At 61.9% G+C, this 23515-nt stretch carries 22 protein-coding genes; 14 read left to right on the forward strand and 8 right to left on the reverse strand.

The window, feature by feature from the left end; genetic code table 11:
* Positions 1 to 91 precede the first annotated feature (91 nt).
* Positions 92 to 1615 carry a sensor histidine kinase gene (locus tag AC0L4C_RS17740; protein WP_473401043.1) on the forward strand — a complete coding sequence of 508 codons (1524 nt, stop codon included), beginning with the start codon at positions 92 to 94 and terminating at the stop codon, positions 1613 to 1615.
* 12 nt (positions 1616 to 1627) lie between these two features.
* Here the strand turns inward: AC0L4C_RS17740 and cobT are convergent, their stop codons facing one another.
* On the reverse strand, positions 1628 to 2641 hold the full coding sequence (gene cobT / locus AC0L4C_RS17745; protein WP_473401044.1) for a nicotinate-nucleotide--dimethylbenzimidazole phosphoribosyltransferase: 1014 nt from the start codon (positions 2639 to 2641) through the stop codon (positions 1628 to 1630).
* A gap of 68 nt (positions 2642 to 2709) precedes the next feature.
* Here cobT and AC0L4C_RS17750 point away from each other — a divergent pair, with 68 nt between their 5' ends.
* The 3 genes from AC0L4C_RS17750 to AC0L4C_RS17760 all read left to right on the forward strand — a co-directional run bounded on the left by AC0L4C_RS17750 (position 2710) and on the right by AC0L4C_RS17760 (position 4865).
* Positions 2710 to 3555, forward strand: coding sequence for an adenosylcobinamide-GDP ribazoletransferase (locus tag AC0L4C_RS17750; RefSeq protein WP_473401045.1), 846 nt, complete (start codon positions 2710 to 2712; stop codon positions 3553 to 3555).
* A 66-nt stretch (positions 3556 to 3621) separates the two neighbouring features.
* Positions 3622 to 4308 (forward strand): retropepsin-like aspartic protease family protein, encoded by a 687-nt coding sequence (locus tag AC0L4C_RS17755; protein ID WP_473401047.1) that lies wholly within the window; start codon positions 3622 to 3624, stop codon positions 4306 to 4308.
* 56 nt (positions 4309 to 4364) lie between these two features.
* The gene (locus tag AC0L4C_RS17760) at positions 4365 to 4865 is read left to right on the forward strand and encodes a nucleoside deaminase (RefSeq protein ID WP_473401048.1); all 501 of its coding nucleotides are present in this window, start codon (positions 4365 to 4367) and stop codon (positions 4863 to 4865) included.
* On the opposite strand, the gene dusA is transcribed toward AC0L4C_RS17760, so the two are convergent.
* Entirely contained in the window at positions 4862 to 5860 is a 999-nt protein-coding gene (gene dusA / locus AC0L4C_RS17765; protein WP_473401049.1) for a tRNA dihydrouridine(20/20a) synthase DusA, read from the reverse strand. The genes AC0L4C_RS17760 and dusA overlap by 4 nt on opposite strands.
* A gap of 128 nt (positions 5861 to 5988) precedes the next feature.
* Between dusA and AC0L4C_RS17770 the strand changes: the two genes are divergently transcribed.
* From AC0L4C_RS17770 to AC0L4C_RS17785, 4 genes are all read left to right on the forward strand, one after another.
* Entirely contained in the window at positions 5989 to 7062 is a 1074-nt protein-coding gene (locus AC0L4C_RS17770) for a tyrosine-type recombinase/integrase (RefSeq protein ID WP_473401050.1), read from the forward strand.
* A 461-nt stretch (positions 7063 to 7523) separates the two neighbouring features.
* Positions 7524 to 7991: a hypothetical protein gene (locus tag AC0L4C_RS17775; RefSeq protein ID WP_473401051.1), complete on the forward strand. Its 468-nt coding sequence runs from the start codon at positions 7524 to 7526 to the stop codon at positions 7989 to 7991.
* Between the two features lie 395 nt (positions 7992 to 8386).
* A complete protein-coding gene (locus AC0L4C_RS17780) occupies positions 8387 to 8713 on the forward strand; it encodes a Rap1a/Tai family immunity protein (RefSeq protein ID WP_473401052.1) in 327 nt (108 codons plus the stop codon).
* A gap of 66 nt (positions 8714 to 8779) precedes the next feature.
* Complete coding sequence (locus AC0L4C_RS17785) at positions 8780 to 9784, forward strand: HNH endonuclease (RefSeq protein WP_473401053.1); 1005 nt, start codon at positions 8780 to 8782, stop codon at positions 9782 to 9784.
* Positions 9785 to 9982: 198 nt separating this feature from the next.
* On the opposite strand, the gene AC0L4C_RS17790 is transcribed toward AC0L4C_RS17785, so the two are convergent.
* Positions 9983 to 11082 (reverse strand): IS3 family transposase gene (locus AC0L4C_RS17790; RefSeq protein WP_473401054.1). Its coding sequence is split into 2 segments (ribosomal slippage): positions 9983 to 10830 and positions 10830 to 11082, totalling 1101 coding nucleotides; the frame shifts between segments, so codons are not numbered across the junction.
* Between the two features lie 924 nt (positions 11083 to 12006).
* Between AC0L4C_RS17790 and AC0L4C_RS17795 the strand changes: the two genes are divergently transcribed.
* Complete coding sequence (locus tag AC0L4C_RS17795) at positions 12007 to 12576, forward strand: recombinase family protein (RefSeq protein WP_473401055.1); 570 nt, start codon at positions 12007 to 12009, stop codon at positions 12574 to 12576.
* Positions 12577 to 12678: 102 nt separating this feature from the next.
* On the opposite strand, the gene AC0L4C_RS17800 is transcribed toward AC0L4C_RS17795, so the two are convergent.
* The 5 genes from AC0L4C_RS17800 to AC0L4C_RS17820 all read right to left on the reverse strand — a co-directional run bounded on the left by AC0L4C_RS17800 (position 12679) and on the right by AC0L4C_RS17820 (position 18095).
* Positions 12679 to 13224 (reverse strand): terminase small subunit, encoded by a 546-nt coding sequence (locus AC0L4C_RS17800; protein WP_473401056.1) that lies wholly within the window; start codon positions 13222 to 13224, stop codon positions 12679 to 12681.
* A 1022-nt stretch (positions 13225 to 14246) separates the two neighbouring features.
* Positions 14247 to 14534, reverse strand: coding sequence for a hypothetical protein (locus tag AC0L4C_RS17805; RefSeq protein ID WP_473401057.1), 288 nt, complete (start codon positions 14532 to 14534; stop codon positions 14247 to 14249).
* Positions 14535 to 14685: 151 nt separating this feature from the next.
* Entirely contained in the window at positions 14686 to 15429 is a 744-nt protein-coding gene (locus AC0L4C_RS17810; protein ID WP_473401058.1) for a hypothetical protein, read from the reverse strand.
* Between the two features lie 152 nt (positions 15430 to 15581).
* On the reverse strand, positions 15582 to 17456 hold the full coding sequence (locus AC0L4C_RS17815; RefSeq protein ID WP_473401060.1) for a hypothetical protein: 1875 nt from the start codon (positions 17454 to 17456) through the stop codon (positions 15582 to 15584).
* Between the two features lie 294 nt (positions 17457 to 17750).
* Positions 17751 to 18095, reverse strand: a complete 345-nt coding sequence (locus AC0L4C_RS17820; protein WP_473401061.1) for a hypothetical protein — start codon at positions 18093 to 18095, stop codon at positions 17751 to 17753.
* 212 nt (positions 18096 to 18307) lie between these two features.
* Between AC0L4C_RS17820 and AC0L4C_RS17825 the strand changes: the two genes are divergently transcribed.
* From AC0L4C_RS17825 to AC0L4C_RS17845, 5 genes are read left to right on the forward strand one after another with little or no spacing between them, the layout of a single operon-like run.
* A complete protein-coding gene (locus AC0L4C_RS17825) occupies positions 18308 to 19345 on the forward strand; it encodes a GlxA family transcriptional regulator (RefSeq protein WP_473401062.1) in 1038 nt (345 codons plus the stop codon).
* Positions 19342 to 20208, forward strand: coding sequence for an SDR family oxidoreductase (locus AC0L4C_RS17830; RefSeq protein WP_473401063.1), 867 nt, complete (start codon positions 19342 to 19344; stop codon positions 20206 to 20208). Before AC0L4C_RS17825 ends, AC0L4C_RS17830 begins: the two co-directional genes overlap by 4 nt.
* Positions 20209 to 20236: 28 nt before the next feature.
* Complete coding sequence (locus AC0L4C_RS17835; protein WP_473401064.1) at positions 20237 to 20926, forward strand: DUF4386 family protein; 690 nt, start codon at positions 20237 to 20239, stop codon at positions 20924 to 20926.
* Positions 20923 to 21972 carry a serine hydrolase domain-containing protein gene (locus AC0L4C_RS17840; RefSeq protein WP_473401065.1) on the forward strand — a complete coding sequence of 350 codons (1050 nt, stop codon included), beginning with the start codon at positions 20923 to 20925 and terminating at the stop codon, positions 21970 to 21972. Before AC0L4C_RS17835 ends, AC0L4C_RS17840 begins: the two co-directional genes overlap by 4 nt.
* Positions 21969 to 22985, forward strand: a complete 1017-nt coding sequence (locus AC0L4C_RS17845) for an alpha/beta fold hydrolase (protein WP_473401066.1) — start codon at positions 21969 to 21971, stop codon at positions 22983 to 22985. The genes AC0L4C_RS17840 and AC0L4C_RS17845 overlap by 4 nt, the downstream gene beginning before the upstream one ends.
* Positions 22986 to 23515: the final 530 nt, after the last annotated feature.

Here is a 23515-nt window from a genome sequence, read left to right on the forward strand (position 1 = left end):
CTTAACCACGTCCCCCTAGCATCACTGGAGCTAGCGTAGCGAAGGCGACGGGTCTTCGCATCAGCTGTTCAGTAACGAGTACCCGGCGAAAATGCCCTCAACGCCCGCCACAGACGGCGACGTGCGCGCACAGATGGGACGTGAGTTGCGCCGCAACTCGCGCCACGCGGTATTCGAGGCGCGCCAGAGGCTCACTTCCACCACCGGTACGCGGGCCAGCTTCGACTACGAGCTGCTGCACGAATATGCCGATTCCCGGCTGTCCGGGGCCCTCGCCCTCCCGGCGCTGCTGCTGATCCTGGCGCTGTTTGCCAGCCTGTTTGTCGGCCCCCTGCCCGCCATTGCCTGGGTCAGCGCTGTCATTCTCACCAATCTTTCGGTGGTGTGGCTGTGCAAACGCTTCAAGCGTGCCGACAAGTCACGTTTCACCGTCGACCAGTGGACGCGCAGTTTCATTGCGGCCGAGACCAGCTATGGCATCGCCTGGTCCGCCCTGGCGCTGTTCACGCTGGTGACGGACGACCCAAGCCTCTCGGTGGTGATGTTCTCGATCGTGCTGGTGGGTGTGGCGGCCAATTCCACCTCGAGCCGCACCGTGCCGGGCGCGACGCTGGTCTCCACCCTCCCCGCCGCAGCGACGGTCTCGATCAACCTGATCGTCCAGGGTGGCCTGCTCAACTGGTCGCTGGCGGCAGTGACGATCGGCGGCGAGATCTTCTTTGTTTATCTCGCCCGCCAGTTGCACAGTTCCGAACTCGAAACGGTGGCACACCAGGCCGAGAAAGACGCGCTGATCATGGAGCTCGAGGAGGCGCGACATATGTCGGACGAGGCGCGCCGCCACGCCGAGCAGGCCAATATCGCCAAGAGCCAGTTCCTCGCCACCATGAGCCACGAACTACGCACGCCGCTCAATGCCATTATCGGCTTTTCCGAGGTGCTGCACTCCGAACTGCTGGGGCCGCATCAGGTGCCGCAGTACAAGGAATATGCCGGCGACATCCACCGCTCCGGCCAGCACCTGCTCAACCTGATCAACGAACTGCTCGACCTCAGCCGCATCGAGGCCGGCAAGTACGAGCTCAATGAGGAAGTGGTGTCGCTGATCGACATTGCCGAGGACTGCAAGCGGATGCTCGACATCCGTGCCAAGTCCAAGGGCATCGAGGTCAACTTCACTTACGACGAAAAATTGCCCAAGCTCTGGGGCGACGAGCGGGCCATTCGCCAGGTGGTGCTCAACCTGCTTTCGAACGCCATCAAGTTCACGCCGCAGTCGGGCAAGATCAACCTGTCAGTCTCGCGCAGCGCCGACGGTGGCCAGCTGGTGGCGGTGCGCGACAATGGCCCCGGCATCCCCGAAGACGAGATCGCCACCGTGCTCTCCTCGTTCGGCCAGGGCTCCCTGGCGCAGAAGTCTGCCGAACAGGGCGCCGGGCTCGGCCTGCCCATCGTGCAGAAGATCATGGAGCTGCATCAGGGTCGCTTCGACCTCTTCTCCAAGCTCCGCTTCGGCACTGAAGTGATCGCCAGTTTCCCGCGGGCCCGCGTCATGGACGCCCTCGCCCCGGTGTTCGAAAAGCGCGACCGGCTGGAAATCTACTCCAACAAGTAAGCTGGTGTCCTGTTAGTGCGCCTTGCCGCTGACGGCGGCGCTCTCGAAGGTCGCCATGTTGTTGTGCAGGTGCAGGGCGGTCTTGACCAGCACCGCGGCAAGGGCAGCGCCGGAACCTTCGCCCAGACGCATGTCGAGGTTGAGCAAGGCCGGGCGGCCCATGGCCTCGAGGGCGCGGACATGGGCGTGCTCGGCCGAGACGTGGCCGAAAATGCAGTGGTCGATGCTGGCCGGATTGACCGCATGGGCAATGGCGGCGGCCGAACTGGCGACAAAGCCATCGACAATCACCGGGATCTTCTGCGCCCGGGTGGCGATGATGGCGCCAAGCATGGCGGCGATCTCGCGGCCACCGAGGCGGGCGAGGATGGCCAGTGGATCGCCGAGCGCGTCCTTGTGCAGCGCCAGCGCCCGGTCGACCGCGTCGGCCTTGCGGGCGAGCCCGGCATCGTCGACGCCGGTGCCGCGGCCGACCCAGTCGGCGCCGCTGCCGCCATAGAGCGCGGCATAGATTGCGGCGGCGATGGTGGTATTGCCGATCCCCATCTCGCCGATGGCGAGGAGGTCGGGCTTGCCGGCAATGGCTTCCATGCCATAGGCGATGGTGGCCGCGCACATGCGGTCGTCCATGGCGGGGGCCTGCGTGATGTCGCCGGTCGGCAGTTCGAGCGCCAGCTCGAAGACTCGCAGGTTGAGCTCATGCAGGGCGCAGATCTGGCTGATCGCGGCGCCGCCATCGGTGAAGTTCTGCACCATCTGGGCAGTCACTTCGCGCGGAAAGGCCGAGACGCCCTGATCGGTGACACCGTGATTGCCGGCAAAGATGGCGATCATCGGGTTGTCGAGCGTCGGCTTGGCCTTGCCCTGCCAGCGCGCCAGAAATTCCACCAGCCGCTCGAGTTCACCCAGGGAGCCGGGGGGCTTGGTCAGCGTGGCATCGCGCGCGCGCACCGCTGCAACCGCCGTCTCGTCGCCACCGGGAACGATCCTGAGCAGATCGAGAATATCGGCGTAGGGCGAGGTCATGTTGGCTCCGAGGTTGCATTGGGCGGGCGGCTGATCGACAACGGCCTTCTCTCCCGAATCCGAGTGCAATGCAATTGACCCAGGACGACCCGCAGCGGCCTGCCCCTCCACCGCCCCGCCAGGACAATCACGGCCCGGTGGAGTTCGGCGCCCGGCTGATCGACGACCTCGTCATGGCGCTGCGCTTCTTCTCGCGCCTGCCGGTGGGCGACCGTCCGCATGAATTGCCCAACCTGTCGCGGATCGCGCTGGCGCTGCCGTTCGCCAGCGTGGTCATCGGCTTCCTGCCGGTGCTGGTCCTGATGGGCGGTGTATGGCTTGGCCTGCCGCCATTGTTCGCCGCGACGCTGGCCGTGGTGCTGGCGGTGCTGCTCACCGGCGCCATGACCGAAGACGCCCTTGCCGATTCGATGGACGGGCTGTTTGGCGGGCAGAGCCGGGAGCGCCGGCTCGAAATCATGAAGGACAGCCGCCACGGCACCTATGGCGTGGCCGCCATTGTGCTGCTGCTGGTGGCGCGGGTCACGGCCATCGGCGCGATCGCTGCCATCCATCCGCTGGTCGCCGGCGGCATCTGGATGGCCGCCATGGTGCTGTCGCGCTCGTTCTCGCTGTGGCTGACGGTTGAACTGCCGCCGGCCCGCGCCGACGGCGCCTCGGCGGCAGCGGGGCGGGTCGGCAAGCGCGGCTTCGGCATCGGCATGGGGATGGCGGTGCTGATCGGCTTTGCCTTCGGCGCGCCGGCGACGAGCTTCCTTGCCATCATCCTTGCCGTGGCGCTGGCCGGGGCTGTCGCCTTCGGCTGGACACAGCTCTGCAACCGGCTGGTCGGCGGGCAGACCGGCGATCTGATCGGCGCGCTGCAGGCGCTGCTCGAGATTGCGGTGCTGGCGGTGCTGGTGGCGTTCGCGTGAGCGGACTTGAAATGCCGCATTCCGATCCCCTTATCTGGTAGCATGCGCCCAGGAGGATCCAGCGGAATGATGTTTGTCGGCTTTGCCTTGCTGATCTCGGTCGGCATCGCGCTGCTCATCAGTGCGGATGCCGGCAGCGCTATCGGGCTGACACAGAACCAGACCGGGCAGCTGGCGCCGCTGGTCATCATTCTCGTCATGCTCGCCAGCGCCTTTGCGACGCGGCGGGTCAAGCTCTCGCAGATGTTCACCCATGTGATCCTCTGGATCGGCATTTTTGGCGTGGCGCTGGTGGGCTACAGCTATCGCGACGACCTGCAGAACGTTGCGGCGCGCGTGTTCGGCGAATTGGTGCCGGGTCAGGCGCAGGTCGATGTCGAGCGCGGCACGGCGACCTTCCGGGCGGGCCGCGACGGCCACTACCAGATCAGCACGCTGATCAATGGCAGCCCCATCACCACCACGTTCGACACCGGCGCCAGCGCCGTGGTGCTGACCGACCGCGATGCACGCGCCGCCGGCATCGATGTCGACAACCTGCGCTACGATACGCCGGTGGCCACGGCCAACGGCACCGGGCGCGCGGCGCAGGTCCGGCTCGACCGCATCGAAGTGGGCGGCATTTCGCGCGACGGCATCCGCGCCTTCGTCGCGGCACCGGGCGCGCTCGACCAGAGCCTGCTCGGCATGAGCTTCCTGCGCACGCTGACGCGCTATTCGGTGAGCGGCAACTCGCTCGAACTGACGGACTGACTCGGCCACGCGGCTGGGGCATAGTCCGGGCGACGTGTCCCCGAACGGAGCCTTTCATGCCCGCGCCTTTGCCCCGCCCCTATGATCACGACCTGCTGCGCCAGTCGTTTGCCGTCGCCCGGCAATCACGCGAACGCGGCGACCATCCGTTCGGTGCGGTGCTGGCCGACAAGGACGGCAAGGTGCTGCGCGAACAGGGCAACGGGTTTTCGTCCGAAGGCAATGACCGCACCGCCCATGCCGAACGGCTGCTGGCCAGCTGGGCCGCGAAGCACCTGAGCCTCGAGGACCTGGCCGGCTGCACCCTCTACAGTTCGGCCGAACCCTGCGCCATGTGCTCGGGCGCCATCTACTGGGCCGGCATCGGTCGCGTCGTTTTCGGCCAGACCGAGCGCGACCTCAAGGCACAGACTGGCGCGCACGAGGAGAACCCGACGCTCGACCTGCCCTGCCATATCGTGTTCGAGGCCGGTCAGCGGTCGACCGAGATCGTCGGGCCATTGCTGGCCGAGGAAGCAGCCCAATTGCAGGCTGACTTCTGGAACAGCAAGGTTTAGGCGGCGAGTTCCTGCTCGCTGATCGCCTGCCAGGCCTGGGCGATGACCTCGGGCCCGGCGCCGCGCCTGCAGGCCTCGACGCTGAGGATCTGGCGGAAGCTGCGCGCGCCGCGCCGGCCATTGGCCAGTCCGAGCATGTGGCGGGTGATCTGGTTGAGCCGTACGCCTGCGGCCAGCTGGTGCTCGGCATAGTCGGCCATGGCATCCATCACCGTCTTCAGATCGAACGCCTTGGGCGCCTCGCCGAAGATCACCTCATCGACCTGCGCCAGCAGCACCGGGTCATGGTAGGCGGCGCGCCCCAGCATCACCCCGTCCATGTGGTCGAGATGACTGACTGCATCCGCCAGCGTCTCGATGCCGCCATTGATATAGGTGGGCACGTCCAGCCGCGCTGCCAGCCGATGCACGCGCGGATAGTCGAGCGGCGGGATAGTGCGATTTTCCTTTGGTGACAGGCCCTTGAGCCAGGCTTTTCGCGCATGGACATAAAGCGCCGCGACGCCGGCACCAACCATCGCGTCGGCGAAGCGGTCGAGACTTTCCTCGGTGTCCTGGTCGTCGATGCCGATACGGCACTTGACCGTCACCGGCACGTCGCTGGCGTCGCGCATGACGCGCACGCACTCGGCCACAAGCTCGGGCTCCGCCATCAGGCAAGCCCCGAAACGACCCGACTGCACGCGGTCGGAGGGGCAGCCGACATTGAGATTGATCTCGGCGTAGCCATAGGCCGCGCCAACCTTGACCGCCTCGGCCAGTTCCCTCGGATCGGAGCCGCCCAGCTGCAACGCCACGGGCTGCTCGAAGGCATCAAAGCCTAGCAACTGGTCACGCCGGCCATGCGCAATGGCGGCACTGGTCACCATCTCGGTAAACAGCAGCGCCCTCCCCGTCAGGTGCCGATGCAGCATGCGGCAATGCCTGTCGGTCCAGTCCATCATCGGCGCCACCGAAAAGCGGCGGGCGGTGACAACATCCGACGTTTCGGGCATCCTGCTGTTTTCTATAATTTTTCTTGTCATCTCAAAATCAACTATCGTCGCTCATTATCGCACGTGGCGGAACGTTTCCATGCTACGGATCCTACAATGTAGGACCGCAGAAGGCGCTGTAGTACCGAATGGGCACGATCAATGAGCGTAGGCGCAAAGATGGCACCACGAGTTTCACCGCTCAGATCATCATCAAGCAGGGTGGACGAACAGTTCACAGTGAAGCGCAGACCTTTGTGCGCCGACAGGCGGCCGCAGTTTGGATGAAGGCACGCGAGCGCGTGCTACGGTCGGCTGGCGGGCTGGAGCCATCTCGGCCCGTCGCGACGCTTGCCGAGGCGATCGATCGATACATCACGACGACTTCCAAGGCCATAGGGCGAACGAAGGCCCAGGTCCTCCAGTCGATCAAGTCTCACGACATCGCGGACATGGACTGCGCAAAGATCACCAGCAGCGACATTGTGGCTTTTGCCACCGAGCTGTCTGCCGGCAGGGCACCACAGACGGTCGGAAACTACCTGAGCCACCTCGGGGCAGTGTTTGCCATTGCACGCCCTGCCTGGGGCTACCAGCTCAATGAGCAGGCCATGCGCGACGCGATGAAGGTAGCCAAGCGGCTAGGGATCACCAGCAAGAGCCGGGAGCGCGACCGCAGACCCACGCTGGATGAGTTGGACCGCCTGATGACGCACTTTTCCGAAGTCTATCGGCGGCGCCCCCAGTCCGTGCCAATGCATGTGATAATGGCGTTCGCACTCTTCTCCACCAGGCGCCAAGAGGAGATCACTCGCATTGCGTACGAAGATCTAGACGATGCCGGTAGCAGGATCCTAGTCCGTGACATGAAGAACCCCGGCGAGAAAGTAGGCAACAATGTCTGGTGCGACCTCCCCTCCCCCGCCCTCGACATCATCCGCGCCCAAACGCAGTCGGAGGGTTCGATCTTCCCCTACACGACCGACGCCATCAGCGCGGCGTTCACCCGGGCCTGCAAGTTACTGGGTATAGTCGACCTGCACTTCCATGATCTGAGGCATGAGGGCATTTCGCGCTTATTCGAGATCGGGACGTCCATTCCCCATGCTGCAGCCGTTTCTGGGCACCGTTCGTGGACCAGCCTCAAGCGCTACACGCATATCCGGCAGAGCGGAGACAAGTATGCCGGTTGGAAGTGGTTGGCGTCAGTGACACCCGCTTAAACGCTACAGCCCGATGGTGCCCAGGAGAGGCAAGCGAGGCACCAAGTTGATGCCCCAAGGGAAACAAAATCCAGATTACTTATCAACAGCCTGGGGCCAGTCGCCTCCGAGGCAGAGCTTGAGGCGGTGAAATTTGAACACCCAAGCTCGCCCGCAGAGTAGCAAGCAGAACAGCCCGACACCAACGAGCTTGTATCTCAGGCGGTCCAATCCACCAGCTTAGTAGACCGGGTGATAGTGGTCTTTGACACACCCGTCAGCCTGGCCGCCTGTCTAGGTGCCAACATTAGTCGCTCTCCATGGAGCACCCAAGGCTACACCAGGCGTCGCGTGTCCTACCACGTCGAGAGTTACGTTGCCGTCGCGTTCAACGGAAAACACGCGTCTGCAGCGCTGTCATTGACCGTACTTTGCATCGCGTGTGACGATCCCTCCGAGGCGTCAATTGAGGATGTGGGACTATGTTTCGTCAGCGCAAGCGAGAGTTCCTACCATGGTATCGAAAGCCTGGGTATCGCGGCAAGATGACCGAGGAGCAGAAGCGACAGCTCGATGACATTCGGGGCCGTGAGCCGCACCCAGCTGTCAGGTATGAGCAACTGCCGGAGGAAGCGCAAAGGTATATCAACGAGCTTGAATTGGCGGCCTATGATACGAAGCAACAGGCGTTGGCGGGCGGCACGGTTCTTTTGAGTGCGATTGGCGCACTTCTCATCGACGCCAATTTCTTCCACCTTGTCGACCTGACGAACTCGTGGAGCGCGATTGTTGCTGTTCCGCTACTCGCTCTCCCATGGTTATTCTACGTCTGGCAGTGGCGTCGAAATGCGGACGAGTTCATGCCCCCGCACGGTCCTGCTGATTGGGAAAACCCCACCGACGAAAAGCTTCGCGAGGCATGGGAGCTCGACTACATCGTCAAGCGATAGGCGCTGAACCGAGCGCATAGGCCTTTGTCGGCCATAGATGCTTTGCGTTAGGATATCAATTGAGGCTTTCGCTTGGCACCGGCGTCCGTGTGCGCGTGGCTCCTGAAATCTGAACGCCAGATGACGGCTGAAGCTGGCGTTCACCCTAGCGGAGGTATTCGGAGCGCGTCGCGGGACTGTTCACGTGTCCGGAGGACCAATAGCCCGCGTGATCGACCTGTCCGGTACGGGACAGCCTCGAGGATATGGGCCGCTCGCTGAAACGAGCGATGCGGCCGGGCCCAGCAGGTGATGATCAGGACGCGGGCGCCGCCGGAGATCTTGTAGGTGGCGGCAAACACTAGACAGCCACAGGCGCCGCTGTACGGTGCAGTGTGCGCGCCGGGGGAACGCTGATGAGGAAGATTGCTGCGGTAGCACTGATGACGTTGTGGTACGTGACGCCTTCGGCCGCCCAGTTCTTCTTCGGCGAAGATCTCAAGAAGATGTGCGCCGAGCGGACTGAAACGTCGATTGCCTATATGGTCGGAGCATTGGATGCGGCGTTCTTCTACCAGAGGCTCAACGGCGTTAAGAACCGCATCTGCATGCCTGCGGGCGTGAAGACCGACCAGGTTCTCGACGTGAGCTGCAAGTACCTCGACGATAATCCCGAACACCGCCACTGGATCGCTGCAGACCTTGTCGCCGAATCTGCCGCGCAGGCATGGCCTTGCAAATGAGCCGCCCAGCCACTGGACAGCCGCCGGCGCCGCGATAGGCTGCCCAAATGAGACTGGGGCTTAACAATGGTCAATCGATGGTGGCAGGATCGACCCGAGGAACGCTTCTGGCTGGAAGTGACGCGGCGCCCCGATATCGGTGTCGATCTCCGCGCGCCGCTGACTGACGACAACGAAAAGGACAACTGGCGGTACACGCTCTTTCTCGACGCCAAGGTCGGCGACGTTGTGCTGCACTACCAGTCCGACAAGCACATCATCAGCAGCTGGTCGCGTGTCGCAGGCAGCGTTCGGAGCCGCCGCATTATGCGTCACGCCCGCGGCACATCTGCACGGGCCCGAAGAGCAGTTCCGGTCGAAGTGGATGGCTACTTCGTGCCGCTACAAGACCACACCGAGTTCGACAACCCTCTGACGCTCGACCAAATCCGCGCGAGCACTGAATTGGTCGCGAGAGTTCGTGATGCCGTTACGGCCACCACGAAGGGTGCCGTCTACTTTCCGTTCGAGTTGGCGAACCGACCCACCCGTGCGTTGCAGGGGTACGCGTTCAAACTGCCTGCCTCCTTCGTTGACGCTTTTCCGCAACTTCACCCCGCATTGCAGCCCGCGGGCCAGACAATCGCCCCCACCAGCAACCCGCGATTTCTCAGAGCTCGCACTGCAGCCTTGCGGTCCAAGCGACTTCCCCCTCCGCCGGTTCGCCCAACGAAGGTGAGCTTGGAGACAGTGACCGTCTTGAGCTTTGTACGAGACCCGTCCGTAAGAGCTTGGGTGTTGCAAGAGTCCAACGGCCGTTGTGAGTGCTGCGGGAACGACGCGCCATTCACCGGCACTGATGGTTATCCCTTCCTGGAGGTTCACCACGTCAGGCCTCTTGGCGAAGGCGGTCCCGACCAAGTGGACAATGCCGCTGCTATCTGCCCAAACTGTCACCGCCAACTTCACCACGGCGAAGGCCGAGAAGAGCTCCGCCTTCAATTGCTTCATCGAGTTGAGAGGCTGGTCGATCACTCGGCTGTTGCCGTTGAGGGGATCGCATCCTTGGCCGACTTCGATCTCATCGACTGAACATTGCCAGGCATCACGCGGCCGTAGCGCACACAGGCCTAGAGGCATCCGGATGAGGATGTCGCGAGACTCCATCGGGGTGGCGTTCCTGACGCGTGTCTTGTCCTTGCCGCCGACCGTGCCCATCATGCACTGCCCGTGACCTGAGCCCCAAGTTCCCTCCGGCTTTGAGGAGAGTCCTTGGTTGATGTTTTGGCCCTATGCGGCCTGCTTTTCCAGTGCCAGTTGCGTGGCGAACTCGTTGGGCGTGAGATTGCCCAGCGAGGAGTGTGGTCGCTGGGTGTTATAGTCCTCCTTCCATGCGCTGATCCGGTCCCGAGCCTCAGCCAGTGACGAGAACAGCGTCTCGTTGAGACATTCATCGCGGAAGCTGCCGTTGAAGCTCTCGATGAGGCCGTTCTGCATGGGCTTGCCGGGAGCGATGTAGTGCCAGTCGATCTGGCGGTCCTGGGTCCAGCGCAGGATCGCCATGCTGGTGAACTCGGTGCCGTTGTCGCTGACCACCGTCAGGGGCCGACCGCGGCGAGCAATGATGGTATCGAGCTCGCGCACCACACGCCTACCCGAGAGCGCGGTATCGGCGACCAGAGCCAGGCACTCGCGCGTATGATCGTCGACGACGGCCAGCACCCGGAAGCGGCGACCATCGGTGAAGGCATCGGAGACGAAGTCGAGGCTCCAGCGCTGGTTCGGCTGGTCCGGCACGATCATCGGGCGCCTCGTGCCCAAGGCCCGTTTGCGACCGCCGCGCTTGCGCACCTGCAGTCTCTCCTCGCCATAGAGCCGCCTGAGCTTCTTGATGTTCATGTCGATGCCCTGCCGCTGCAGCATCACGTGGATGCGGCGGTAGCCGAACCGCCGGCGTTGTGACGCGACTGCCTTCATCGCCTCACGCAGTTCCCGATCGTCCGGCCGCAGGCTGCGATACCTGACACTCGATCGGTCAACTTCGAGAGCTTCACACGCCCGCCGCTGGCTCACGCCATGCACCAGGCAGGCATGGGCCACCGCATCCCGCTTCGCGTCGGGCGTCACCATTTTTTTGCAGCGACATCCTTGAGGATGGCGTTGTCCAGCATTGCCTCGGCCAGAAGCTTCTTGAGCCGAGTGTTCTCGTCCTCGAGTGCCCTCAGCCGACGGGCATCGGACACTTCCAGGCCACCATACTTGGCCTTCCACTTGTAGAAGGTGGCACTGCTGATCCCATGCTTGCGGCACAGGTCGGCCGTCCCCAGCCCGGCCTCCTGTTCCTTCAAGATCGCAATGATCTGCTCTTCGTTGAACCTGCTGCGCTTCATCCGTCCGCCCCCTAATGCGGCGGACTCTACCAAAATCTGGAGGAGATCCAGGGGCTCAGGTCAAGCGTCCAAACAATACCCGCGCTTGTAGCCTCTGAGGCTCGCCGCGAGACATAGCCGGTACCAGCTCCCACGTCAGCGACTGTCGCCGGGGCAGTCTGTTTAATCACAGCGATCAAATCGGGTATGACGAGGGTATTGCGAACCTCGTCAGTCTGACAGCCAATTTCCCACAAGGAAGGATTGCGAACAAAATCTGAAATTACTTCCCCCAGAGCAAGAAAACAACTCTATGAGTTTGCCGGTCATCAATACTTTCCGCAAGGTAATCCCTTGCGAATGGACCTTCTATCTAGTTTCGAAATGGTCCCCCAACAAAGTCGGAAATGGCCGGCACACTGCGCGGGCCATTGCGGAACAATAGCTCCAGGCGGAAGCGTTGAGGGGCGCTCACGCGAGACCAACTACAGGTCTCGTAGGACTGCGAGTTACCCCCGGTAGGGCCTCTCCGCTAGAAAAAATGCCGCGCCGCTATCCGTCTTGGGGTGGCGATGATTTGGCCGACGCGATGTGGGGCCATTTATGGCGCTCATGCAGAAGGGCTTAAGAATCGGAGAAGGGACTTCGCGTTCGCCACAACTCGCGGTCGGGACGACACAGAAACGATGAGCTTTTTTCGCTTCAGGCAATCCCCTGGCTGCGTAGTATTCTGCTTCTCCAACGTTCAGCAACGAAGCGGCGGTGGCAATTTGGTAACCTTCCGACCGGGCTTCCTCCAATCGCCTCTGGAGCTGCCTCGATAGCGTATACCCTCACGAGACACAGTGGACGAGACACAGTGAGCGTCTCAATAGGGTTTACTTTCGATTTTCGAGACACTACCGTGTCATGGTCTAGAGCCAAAAAACACATTCGGAGATCGCGATGGGGCAGCTTTTCGGGTACGCCCGGGTTTCAACCACGGATCAGGACCTCTCGATCCAGGAGGCGAGCCTTCGCCATGCCGGATGTACCATCATCCGGTCGGAGAAAAAGTCGGGCAACACAACGGATGGACGCACTGAATTGCAGACCCTCATAGAGTTTGCGCGTCAGGGTGACACCATCGTTGTTACCCGAATTGACCGGCTCGCGCGCTCCATTGCCGATCTTGCGCTCCTTGTCCGTACCCTAGAGTCTCGGGGTATTGCCCTAAGAGCCACCGAGCAGCCCATCGACACCGGCACAGCTGCGGGTCGTGCCTTTCTGCAGATGCTCGGGGTCTTTGCCGAGTTTGAGACTGCGATGCGCAAAGAGCGTCAACTGGAGGGCATCGCGAAGGCAAAGCAGGCGGGCGTATACAAGGGCCGAAGGGCTTCCATTAACGTGGCGAGGGTTAGCGAACTGCGGAACGAGGGCGTGGGCCCGAGTGAGATCGCTAGGCGGATGGGGATTGGCCGTGCCTCAGTCTATCGCGTTCTTTCGTCCGGCGCGGCCAGCTCGCCCGTCCCCTAGTCGAACGCGCGCCCACCCATCAGGATCGAACTGATAGGCGGCGAGCGCATCCTCAATGGCGGCTTCGACATTCGAGAGAGGGCCGGCAGGAGGCATCAACCGTCAGCCTGGAGCCTTGGCAGCAGCCGCGGCGTTGGCGCGATCCTTGGCCCTCTGGACGCGATCAGCGAGGCCATCGGTGACCGACACCTCCACATTGTCCTTGAAGGCCTGGACGCCGACATGACGGCCGATCAGTTCGAGCCGCTTGATCCGGTCGGACTGCTTCACTTTGCGGACAGTGCCTATGCGCATGCCGTTGACTTCAAGCTCTTCTGTCTCAAGCGCGACGACTAGTCCTGTCCGCCAGACCAACGGCCATTCAGCGACCGGCAGAAGTTCACCGTGATCGCCATAGATGTCGGCGATATCGGCTTCAGCCTCCTGGCGTAGACGCCGGAGTACCCACGCTGCGTCAGTTGCTGTTTGCTCGGAGCGCTCAGCGACTGCAACGTCGATTGCTGCTGTTATGTCAGGATTGGTCAACAAGAAGGACCCTTGGACGCGCGCGGTGTGACGCGTATAGCCGGCGCGAACTGCCGCTTGTGTCGCGTTCAGGTCGATGAGGTATTCGTCGACAAATCGGCCTTGCTTTTTTGTAAGGGACATTGTGGTCCATCCTTCATCACTTTGAGGTCGCGTCGAGACTAAGAGCAGATGGTTTGTTTGGCCGACTCAGGGGGGGTCGGGAGATGCGGGGGGTCATTCCAGAAGGACGAGAGAGGTTTTGTCAGAGTAACGTTCGCTACAGGTCAAAACAGCTCCCGCACCTCCCGTACCTCCCGCTGCTGGAAGGCGCCGGCAGAACCACAGCTCACCCGAAGCGGGGGCGCACGGGTGAGCCAGCGCCTTTTCGTTTGTGTGAGCGCCTCACACGTGCCCAAGGTCAGACCTAACGGAGAATGAATTTTGACCAACATCCTGACTGGCCGCGTGCTCGCGAATGGCCGCTGGAGCACCTGCGGCTTGGTCGCAGGGCCAAATAGAGGCGCCGCTGTCGGTGGCGTGGGCTCGGCCATAGCTCGCACAGAAAAGCCGATCCTGCGCGTACAGGTCTCCGGCGCTGGACCCGCGCTAGCAGGTAACCGCATCGGCACACATCACCATCGAAGGCTCGAAAGATTTTGCGCTTTCATAGGTCCTCGGCAACCGGCAAAAGCAATTTCTGAATCACTTATGTCAATGCTGCCGAGTGACAGCGCCAATTGACCGCTGTCCTTGGATACATTCTCGCGCTGTCTATACCGATTTCGGGAGCCACAGCAGCACGACTTCAGAATACAGGCGAAATCCGGGGAAAGGGCATCGGCATAAGCCTTCTAATTATGGTTCTCGGGCTCTTGTATTCGGCCTCAGCGCTCGTTTCGTTGTTCTATCTGTCTTGGGCCCGGCTGGATTGGACACACTGGGTGACGTTTGTCCTAGCCGGCGTCACCGTGGCAGGCTGGCTTGGCAGGGCCGACAGTCGAAGCACCGTCTGGACGACCTTTGTTCTGAGTGTGCTGATAAGTTCAGGCATCGTCGTCTGGTTCTTTGGCACGCCGATGGTATGACCTCCCACAACGGGTTTGCCCCGCCATGAGAGGCCCTTTCGCGTCAAGCCAATGGGAGCGAAGCTTTCGGCCCACCGCCTAAATCGCGGCATACCTGCGGCCGGCCGTGTACCACCCCCGACTCTCAGCGACGAGGCCGACCAGTAGCCTTCCCAGGCCAAGAACGTCTCTGCCGTAAACCATCTCTTCCATCTCATCATGGAGACACTGGGCGCTTTCCTCGAAGTCGTGGTGCGCTTCGAGCCGGTAGTTCGCCCTCAGCGCTTTCCGATCAACTATGAGGATTGCGCCACGACCCTCGTCGATCTCTTCCCGCGGAAGAACTGCCCAATATGCGGCAACCTCCGGTGAGCGAGAGAAACTCACTGACGGGCAACCGGACCGCGAGTACAAAAGACAATTGCTTTTCAGCACGGCTAGCGGTGACCGCGTGCCATGGAAGATGAAGTCACTTCGACCTCCGGCTTTGTGAGCAGCCAATGCCAGAGCCTTAGCTTCCCGTGAACGGTAGTATTGCTCAAGCATGGGCCACCCCCTTGCAGTCAGCCGCCACGCCCACGCCTCGCGACCGAGGCTTTGCTGCCAAGTAGCTCTTCATCTCAAAGGTCACGTTCGGCTCCCCTTCGATCAGCGTCCACGGAACTCCGGCGTGCATTGCGGCAGCGATGAACACCCCGTTTGAGACATGACCGACCCCCAGAGCTGCGCCATCAGGGAAAGTGCATACTGCCTTTTCCGCGAGGTGCTTTAGCCCATAGCTGCACTTCGTGAAGGGTTGACGCCTTTCCACTACCGCGTTCTGCACGTACGCAAGCGCCTGCAGAAACTCGGGCGCCGAACTGTGGCCCAGCAGACGCGACCGCTCCCTTTCGAAATTGGCCCTCTGCCTTTTGAGGTCCATGTCGGTGCCTCTCGCGAACTGGTAGCGGCCTTCCAGGCCCATGCCCGAATAGGTCAGGTCAGGATGCTCTTTGGCCAGGCTCCGAACCACGACCAACGCCACAGAAATAAAGAAGCTAGCGGCGCTGACTTCATGGCCGTTTTTTCCCAGGCAGGACACGAACGCGGCGCCACTAGCCACCGATGAGTGAGAGATTTCAGTGCGCGCTGCTTGGTGAAGTTCCTCAGAATTGGAAAATCCGAGCCCCTGCGCAACGCCAAGGCGTCGCACCTCGGTGGGGACATCGGGCAGGAGTGTCGCCACCTCAGCATTTAGGGCGATGAGGTTCGAGGCAGTGGTCTTCAAGGTCAAGGTGAACAAGTGCGTAAACTTTCAGTTTGAGCGCGCGATCTTGGATCGGCGGTCAGGGGTAAGGGGATAGCTCGGCTAGGCGGAAGAAAGGCTGCGGGAAACGATCGGTTTGGCAGTGGAGGCAACGGCTCCCCATCCCTGCTGATTTCCCGAGATGATGGTTACGAGGTGTCATCCACCCTCCACAGCGAGGTATGGTTTCGATCCCCATCCTTGACGATCACCTTGCCTTCAATGATGCGGTTTCTGTGCTTCCGCAAAAAAGAAGCGAACCGCGAGACGTTGAGAGCGTCGCGCTCGATGAAGTCGGCCAGCGCCTCCGGGAGGCCACCGTCCTGGCTGTTGTAACCGTAACTTCCAAGTCCTTGCCTTAGGCGGACTGCGATCTCTGAGACTGTCCAAGGGCCGGCAGGCAGTGCGCGAAGGATTGCGCTCGTGCGTTCCCTTTCAGGATCGTCGTCTCGGACCCGGGCCGAATTTGAGAGCGGGTCTTCCATACCGATCCAGATGAGAGTCGATCGGACAAGGTTGGACCATGCCTCAAACGAGCCCAGGGCCGGGCGCACTGCCGGCGCTCTTGAGACGATGAACGCCCGCATTATCGTCAATGCTGCAGTCACGAGGTCAACTCGATTACGTTGTGCGATCTCGACGGGGTCGCTAGCGAAGATCCGTTCCTCTGGCCGCTCCGTCCGCGCATCAAGATTGATCAGAACCACGCGACGCGTGAGATCCCCCACGAAGCGCAGGCTATTGCCGGTCGCGCACATGGTGACGCTGGTCGGCAGGTCAAGGTTTCGGCTTTCGCCCAGCACTCGGGATTTCACCGTGACCTGAGTGAGGACCTGGCAGAGGAATTCCGAACGCATGGGGTGGTCGATGTTATCGAGCGAAAGGAAACCGTCGCCTGCCATGAGTGCGGCATCGATCTGCTTCTTGAGTTCTGCCTCTTCACGTGACGCAGACATCACTGCTGCAGGTCGGCCCGTGGCGAGGATGGCGGCGATGTCGACGAGTTTGGACTTTCCAGTACCGGGCGTTGGCGCGCTGATCCCAAATAAGGGAGCAGTGGCAAGGGATGGCCGGACAAGAGCCGTCAGGATCATGGCAACCGTTCCTGACACATCGGCATCGGACACGAAGGGGAAGTCGCCAACCAAGGCGGTGAGCTTCCTCAGCGCACCCAATGCATCATCACGGGTTGGCTCATCTGCGATCGCCGGCCAGTGGCTCGATGAGGCGAATAGAATGCCCGTCGATCGGTCAAAACCTGGGATGCTCAGGACCGAACCATCGGGCCGCAGTGTTGGAGCAGAAACCACGGCCCTCAACTGGGGAAAGGGCCAATCTCCCTGACGGGCGATGATCGTCTCTGCCACGACTGGCGGGCAGGAGATTTGCTTCTGTCTTCCATCCAGCATGTGTTTGATAAACTGAGCGTGCCGAGTGAGCATCTCGACAAGGCCTGCTTTGCCCAGCGGTACAAGGACAACTGATCCCTCCCGCCGCCGAACCCCACCGTCAAGAGACGGCTGAGCGAGCGACACTGGCGTCACAAGTGACGTTCCACGTGCATAGATTGGAGCGCTAGTCGAAAGCAGGACTGCACATGCTTCATCGACAACAAGGTGGAGTTCGCTGTCCACATAGGTGACAAGCTGCCTCCTCCCCATAGAGTTTGCTGCCCCTGAAATGACCTCGCGACGATCCCCATAACCTTGCGCGAGCGATGGGGATGATGCCATTGCAGCAGGAGGCATCGCCGGAAGGCGGCTTGTCCCTGAGGCTGCGGTTGAGTGCCTTCCGACGGGGGCGGGATCGGAAAGTGTGTCGGAAGTCACCTCCTCCATCCAAGCCTCAATGTCGCCTATCGTCCAGCCGTCCTCGATCATGTCGGCGCAATCCCAACCCTTCGGCGGCTTGACGCCGGCACGCCAATCGCTCGGAAGGTAGGGCCTACCAAATTGTTGGCCCGCCATGATCAAACCATTTCCGAGGTCGAGCGGCGGGGGGACGAAAGTTTTTCGTTTACCCATGCGTCAAGCGCTGCCTCGGTGTAGTAGGCGCGCCCACCGAAGAGGCGATACTCAGGACCGCCACCAACGGTGGCTAACTTGGCCAAAGTATTCCTGCTAAACCGCAGACCCTTGGACAGCAGGTAGCCAGCGGCGCTTGAGCGGGGTAGGAAACTTTCGGGCTTCAATTTGGAACCTCATCCGTTTTGTGTGGGATGGGTTTGCACTCCGAACGGTTTGTTTCACCACCGAGCGTAGATGAGCGTAATCTAGAGACTGCGAAATCAACCTCTCCGGCGCCAGCTGGCCTTGGTTTCAGCGAGCACTAGCGGCTTCCCGGCCAGAAGCATTATTGTGAGAGGAGGTAGGTCTGGTTTTCCCGATGGTCCCGAGCAAGAACTTCCCCTCCATCTCGAGATGGACAGTGATGTGGAGCGGCGTGCCCGGTCTGATCGCATGGTTGAAATAGCCTTGCGCCACTTCTGGCAGGTCCGAAACCGTCGATGGATCGAAAGTACCTGAAGGATCTTGCGCCCGCCCTGCAACAGCAGCCATGGCACGTTCAGTTTCCTCGCCGACCTGACGGAGGAAGGACCAATATGCAGCAGTCACGGCGCCGAGCACTATCAACAAGATAACGACAAGCACAATCTTCCACATGGTGTGATCCCACTACACCAAAACCTGCCTTTAAAGCCACCTGACCCTTCGCCGCAGCCCAGCCGCGCTGCATCTACTCCGAGCCGCATTCGGCACAACCGGGAACCATGACCCCTGTCTGGGACCTTTGTCCAAAGCTCGGCACACAGCTGGCAGAAATGGTGGGGCATTTGTCCTTTCGGTCACTGGGGGTACGACAGTAATGTCGGACCATGACCGAGACAGCACCAATCCAGACAGATATGCGCGGACGCCGCATCGTGATGGTTGCCTATCCCGATGCCCACATTCTCGACCTTGTGGGTCCGCTCGAAATCCTGAGCGGCACCAAGTTCTTCCTGCCCGAGGGCCCGCAGCCCTACGAAGTGAGAATCGTCGCCCGATCCTCCGGTCCGGTGCGCACCTCCAGCGGGCTGATGGTCGCGGCCCATGCGTCTTTTGCCGATGCGCACCAGGAAAACTCGGAGATCGACACGCTAATCGTGTGCGGCGGACATGGCACGACCGCAGCGCTCGAAGATGCAGTGTTGATGGCGTATGTGCGCGCAGCGGCCGGCACGGCGCGTCGCGTGGTTTCGATCTGCACCGGGGCGCTGATCCTGGCCGAGGCGGGCCTCCTCAAGGGGCGCCGGGCAACGACGCATTGGTGGTGGTGTCCAATCCTCGAGCGGCGCTACCCGGACGTCAGTGTCGACCGCGATGCGATTTTCGTACGCGACGGGAACGTTTGGACATCCGCTGGGGTGACGGCGGGCATGGACCTCGCCCTGTCCCTCGTGGAGATGGACTGGGGTCACGAGATGGCTCTCAATGTCGCGCGCTACAACGTGATGTACATGATGCGTCCCGGCGGCCAGTCGCAGTTCAGCGCGCATCTTGTGGCCCAGAAGGCTCAGGACCCGGCCATCAATGCGGCGCTCGGCCTTATCCTTTCCAGCCTCGGCGAGACGCTGACCGTCACGGCGCTCGCGGCGCGGGCAATGATGTCGGAGCGCACCTTCGCGCGCCGGTTCAAGGATGAGACGGGCATGACGCCGGCGGCCTATGTCGAGGCGGCGCGTGTGCAGGCGGCGCGGGTTGCGCTGGAGACGAGCGATAAGGGTGTCGAACAGATCGCAGCGACCGTTGGCTTTCAGAATGCCGAGCGCATGCGCCGCGCTTTCAACCGCCTTCTGGGGGTGTCGGCAACGGACTATCGCGACCGCTTCCGTAAGGCAGAGCGTGGTTTCGCGGCGGAGGCATGGACATGAGAACGGTTCTTGTAGCCGGCGCAACCGGCTATCTCGGCCGGCATGTCGTATCGGAATACGCCATGAGAGGCTGGCGCGTCCGCGCGCTGGTCCGCGACCTGGGCAAGGCGCATAAGGCCGGCCTCGCCGGGTGCGAGCTAATCAAAGCCGAGGCGACTCAGCCAGCGACCTTAAATGGACATTTCGAACGCGTGGACATTGTCGTCTCCTGTCTCGGCCTCACCCGACAGCGCGATGGGCTGAGCTATCGCGATGTCGATTTCCAGGCCAATCTGAACCTCCTGGAAGAAGCGCTGACAGCGGGCGTGCCGCGCTTTGGCTATGTGCATGTTCTGGGCGCGGAACACATGCTGGACGTGCCACTGGTGGCCGCAAAGCAGGCCTTCGCCGACAGGCTCGCGGCCGCGCCCATCTCCTCATGCGTCATCGCGCCGAGCGGCTATTTCTCGGACATCGAGGACTTCCTGAAGATGGCGCGGAGCGGCCGGGTCTGGCTGTTCGGGTCCGGTACACTGAAGCTCAACCCGATTCATGGCGCCGATCTCGCGCATGCTCTCGCCGAAGCGCTCGAGGCAGGCGTGGATCGCCTCGATATAGGGGGGCCGGATGTGTTCACCCATATCGAACTGGCGCAACTCGCTTTCCGCGTGCTGGGCAAACCACACAGGATCACTCGCCTCCCCGATGCGCTACGGCTGACTGCGTTGCGGATCCTTGCGGTAGCCGCGCCGAGCCATATCAGCGGGCCCGCCCGCTTTTTCTTAACGGCAATGGGCATGGACATGGTCGGCCCCTGTAACGGCACCCACCACCTTGCCGATCACTTCGCCGAAATTCGGCAACAAACCTTTAGTGCATCCTGAACAGCTTTGACGAAAGGAGAACGGCCCCATGTCCAATCAAAATCTCGGCGGGATTGCCGCCCTTGTCTGCGGCGCGACTTATCTGACGGGTTTCGCGCTTCTCGCAATCTTTCTGGCCCCGATGGGCTATGGCACGACGCAGATCGACCCGCAGGCCGTGACGGCGTTCATCGATGCCAACCCCCTCGTCATGCTCGCGTTCAACACCACGATCTACGTCATCAACGCCTTTGCCCTCGCCGTACTGGTGATGGCGCTGCGGGAGAGGCTGACCGCGCGATCGTCGCGCTTCGCCGAGCTGACTATGGCGTTCGGTCTGATCTGGGCCGCGCTGGTGCTCGGGGCCGGCATGCTGGGCAACGTCGCTGCCGAACAGGCGGCATACCTGTTCGCGGCCGATCCGGTGGCTGCAGCCGAGCGCTGGTATCTTTTGCACTCGGTCGAACTTGGACTGGGCGGCGGAAATGAGATTGCCGGTGGCGCCTGGATCCTCGTTGTCAGCCTGTCCGCCGCCACTGCCGGCGCTCTGCCCCGCTTGACGGCCTGGCTTGGTGTCATCGTAGGCGCGAGCGGGCTGCTTACGGTTATCCCGGCCATGGGAGACGCCGCCGGCGCCGTCTTCGGTCTCGGCGCGATCGTCTGGTTCTTCGCGGTCGGCTGGGCGCTGCTTGCGGCGCGAGGCAAACCCAGGCCCGAACTGAAGGTCCGGACGGCATGACCGGCTTGCGCGACGCGCTGCAGCGGCTTGTCGTTGACGCGCAGACAAAGAGCAAGGCGAACGCCGTGCTTCTGCGCGTCCAGTCTGCAGATGACCGGATCGACTTCGCCGGAAGCGCCGGCGCGGCGGTGCCGGACACACGGTATCCGATCGCCAGCATCTCCAAGATGTTCACCGCAGCGATGATCCGGCAGTTGATGGACGAGGAGCGAATTGCACACGATCAGTCGGTCCAGAGCCTTCTGCCCAGTCTTGATCTTTCGGCTCTGCATGTGGTGAAGGGCGTCGCACATGGCCCGCGACTGACCGTCCGCCATCTGCTGTTCCAGACCTCCGGCCTCGCCGACTATTACGAAGGAGGCGTGGCCGAGGATCTGGTACGGAACAGGGACTACGCTTACCACCTGCAAGAGGTCCTCGCATGGGCCAGGGCGAGAACCCCGCAAGCCGCGCCCGACAGCGGCAAGGCACATTACGCCGATACCAACTTCCAGCTTCTCGGCGCCATCATCGAGGCGGTCACGGGCCAGTCCTATGGGAAGGCCTTGCAGGAAAGGATCTGCGCACCCCTGGGCTTGACGAAGACGGCTTTGTTCGACCCGGCCCGAGACGGCGGCGGGCAAACGCTCCCGGTCTTTCACAAGGACATGCAGCTCGACACTCCTCTCCTCTTGTCAAGCATGGGTCCGGACGGGGGCATAGTGTCGGACACCAAAGACATGATGGTCTTTCTGCGCGCATTTCTTGCGGGACGCCTGTTCCGGCTCGACAGCATGCCATTCCTTCAAGACTGGAAACCGCTGTTTTTCTCCATGGAATATGGAGGCGGCTTGATGCGGTTCAAGCTGCCCGGCTGGATGACACTCTGGCGATCTTCACCGGAATTGATCGGACATTCAGGGGCCAGTGCCACCTTTGCCTATTACGCCCCCGAGGCGGACATCTTCCTCATCGGGACCTTCAACCAGACCGACGCGCCGAAACGCCCGTTTAGCTTCATGCTGGAGGTTCTGAAGACGATCAAAGCCAGGGGAGATGCCATATGAGAACGGTTGTGAAAAGGGGACTTGGTTCGCTCGCGTTCGTGATCGGACTGATCCTCGCCCTGTTTGTCGGAACCCGCGGGGACTATCCTGTCGCTGCGTTGGTTACCGAGGACCCCGCCCCGCCTTCGCAGGAGGTGGCCGGTATCACGCTGCACATGCAGATCGTGGACGGTCCACCCGGTGCGCAAACCATCGTCGTGCTGCATGGTGGCGCGGGCGGTGATTTTCGCTCCCTGCTGGCGCTTTCCGACTTGTCCGATACGCATCGCGTCGTCTTTTACGACCAGCGCGGTGCGGGTCTCTCCGAGCGCGTGCCGCCCGAGCAATTGGCGCTCGATGGCTATCTGGAGGAACTGAACGGCGTCATCGATCTGACGTCCCCAGACCAGCCCGTCGCGCTGATCGGCCATTCATGGGGGGCGATGCTGGCCTCGGCCTATCTTGGTGCACACCCGGAGCGCGTGAACCGGGCCGTCCTGATCGAACCGGGCTATCTGGACGCTGAGGGAAAAGCGGGTTGGCTGGCCACGAGCCAGAAGTATACCTCGGGCCTCTCCTATTCGGTTCACTCGGTATTGAACGGCTTTCGCGCCGTCCATGTCAGCGGGCCGGATGCCCATGCCAGCGATGACTTTCTGATCGGGCACATGGTCGGGGCTTTCGCGAACCATCCCGAGAACCCCTACCATTGCGGCGAAGGTTACACTGCACCGAGCTGGCGGTTCGGTGCCCTCGCCAGTTCGATTTGGCGCGCGATGTCGGACGCCGACATTACCCGCATCGCCAAAGGGTCGGCGTTCAAGGGCCCCATCCTGTTTTTGGCCGGCGCCTGCAACGACTGGACCGGCGCCGCTCTTCAGGAACGCCACGCTGCCCTGTTCGCGGACTCAGACCTCGCAGTTATCCCCGAGGCGGGTCATGATGTCGTCTGGGACAACCCGAAAGCCACTGTTTCTACCATTCGGGAGTTTCTCATCAGCGCCAGGTTGAAACCCCAACCAATGTTCTACTAGTGACGTTTTGGCGCTCACACGTCGTACCATTCATCCGTTCAGGGGCCCGTAGGAATAGAGAGCAACACATGCAGACCGATTTCGCCCGAAAGTCTGATCGTGAGCCGCCGGAGTTTTCTCGTGTGGCCTCACCTGCTGTGGGGCCACTGGTCGTCAAGCTTCGGTGTGCTCCGCCAGTTCCAATGCGTCTTCGACTCCCAGATACGGGCTGTGTTCTCACCCCGAGACAACTATCCAAGGTGCTGCGATAGCAGCGGCGAGCTGGGGGCGGCAGGCCAAGGCGAGGTAGTCACAGCTGGATCCGCCTTCCCTCCAGAGAGGAGGCATAGGCTACGTCGACAGCATCCTGAACACGGGCGCCGACACGAAAATCGGGTTGCGGCGACCGTCCCGCCAGCAGGCAGTCCACAGAATAGCGCATCCCGGAGCTGGAGTTCATACCAGCTGAAGACATCATTCCATTCGAGGCCACCAAGAGGCCGCTCGGGCACATCCAGACTTCTGAAGGATTCTTTTCCTCGTGCCAAGCG

Source organism: Devosia sp. J20-27 (assembly GCF_055808595.1).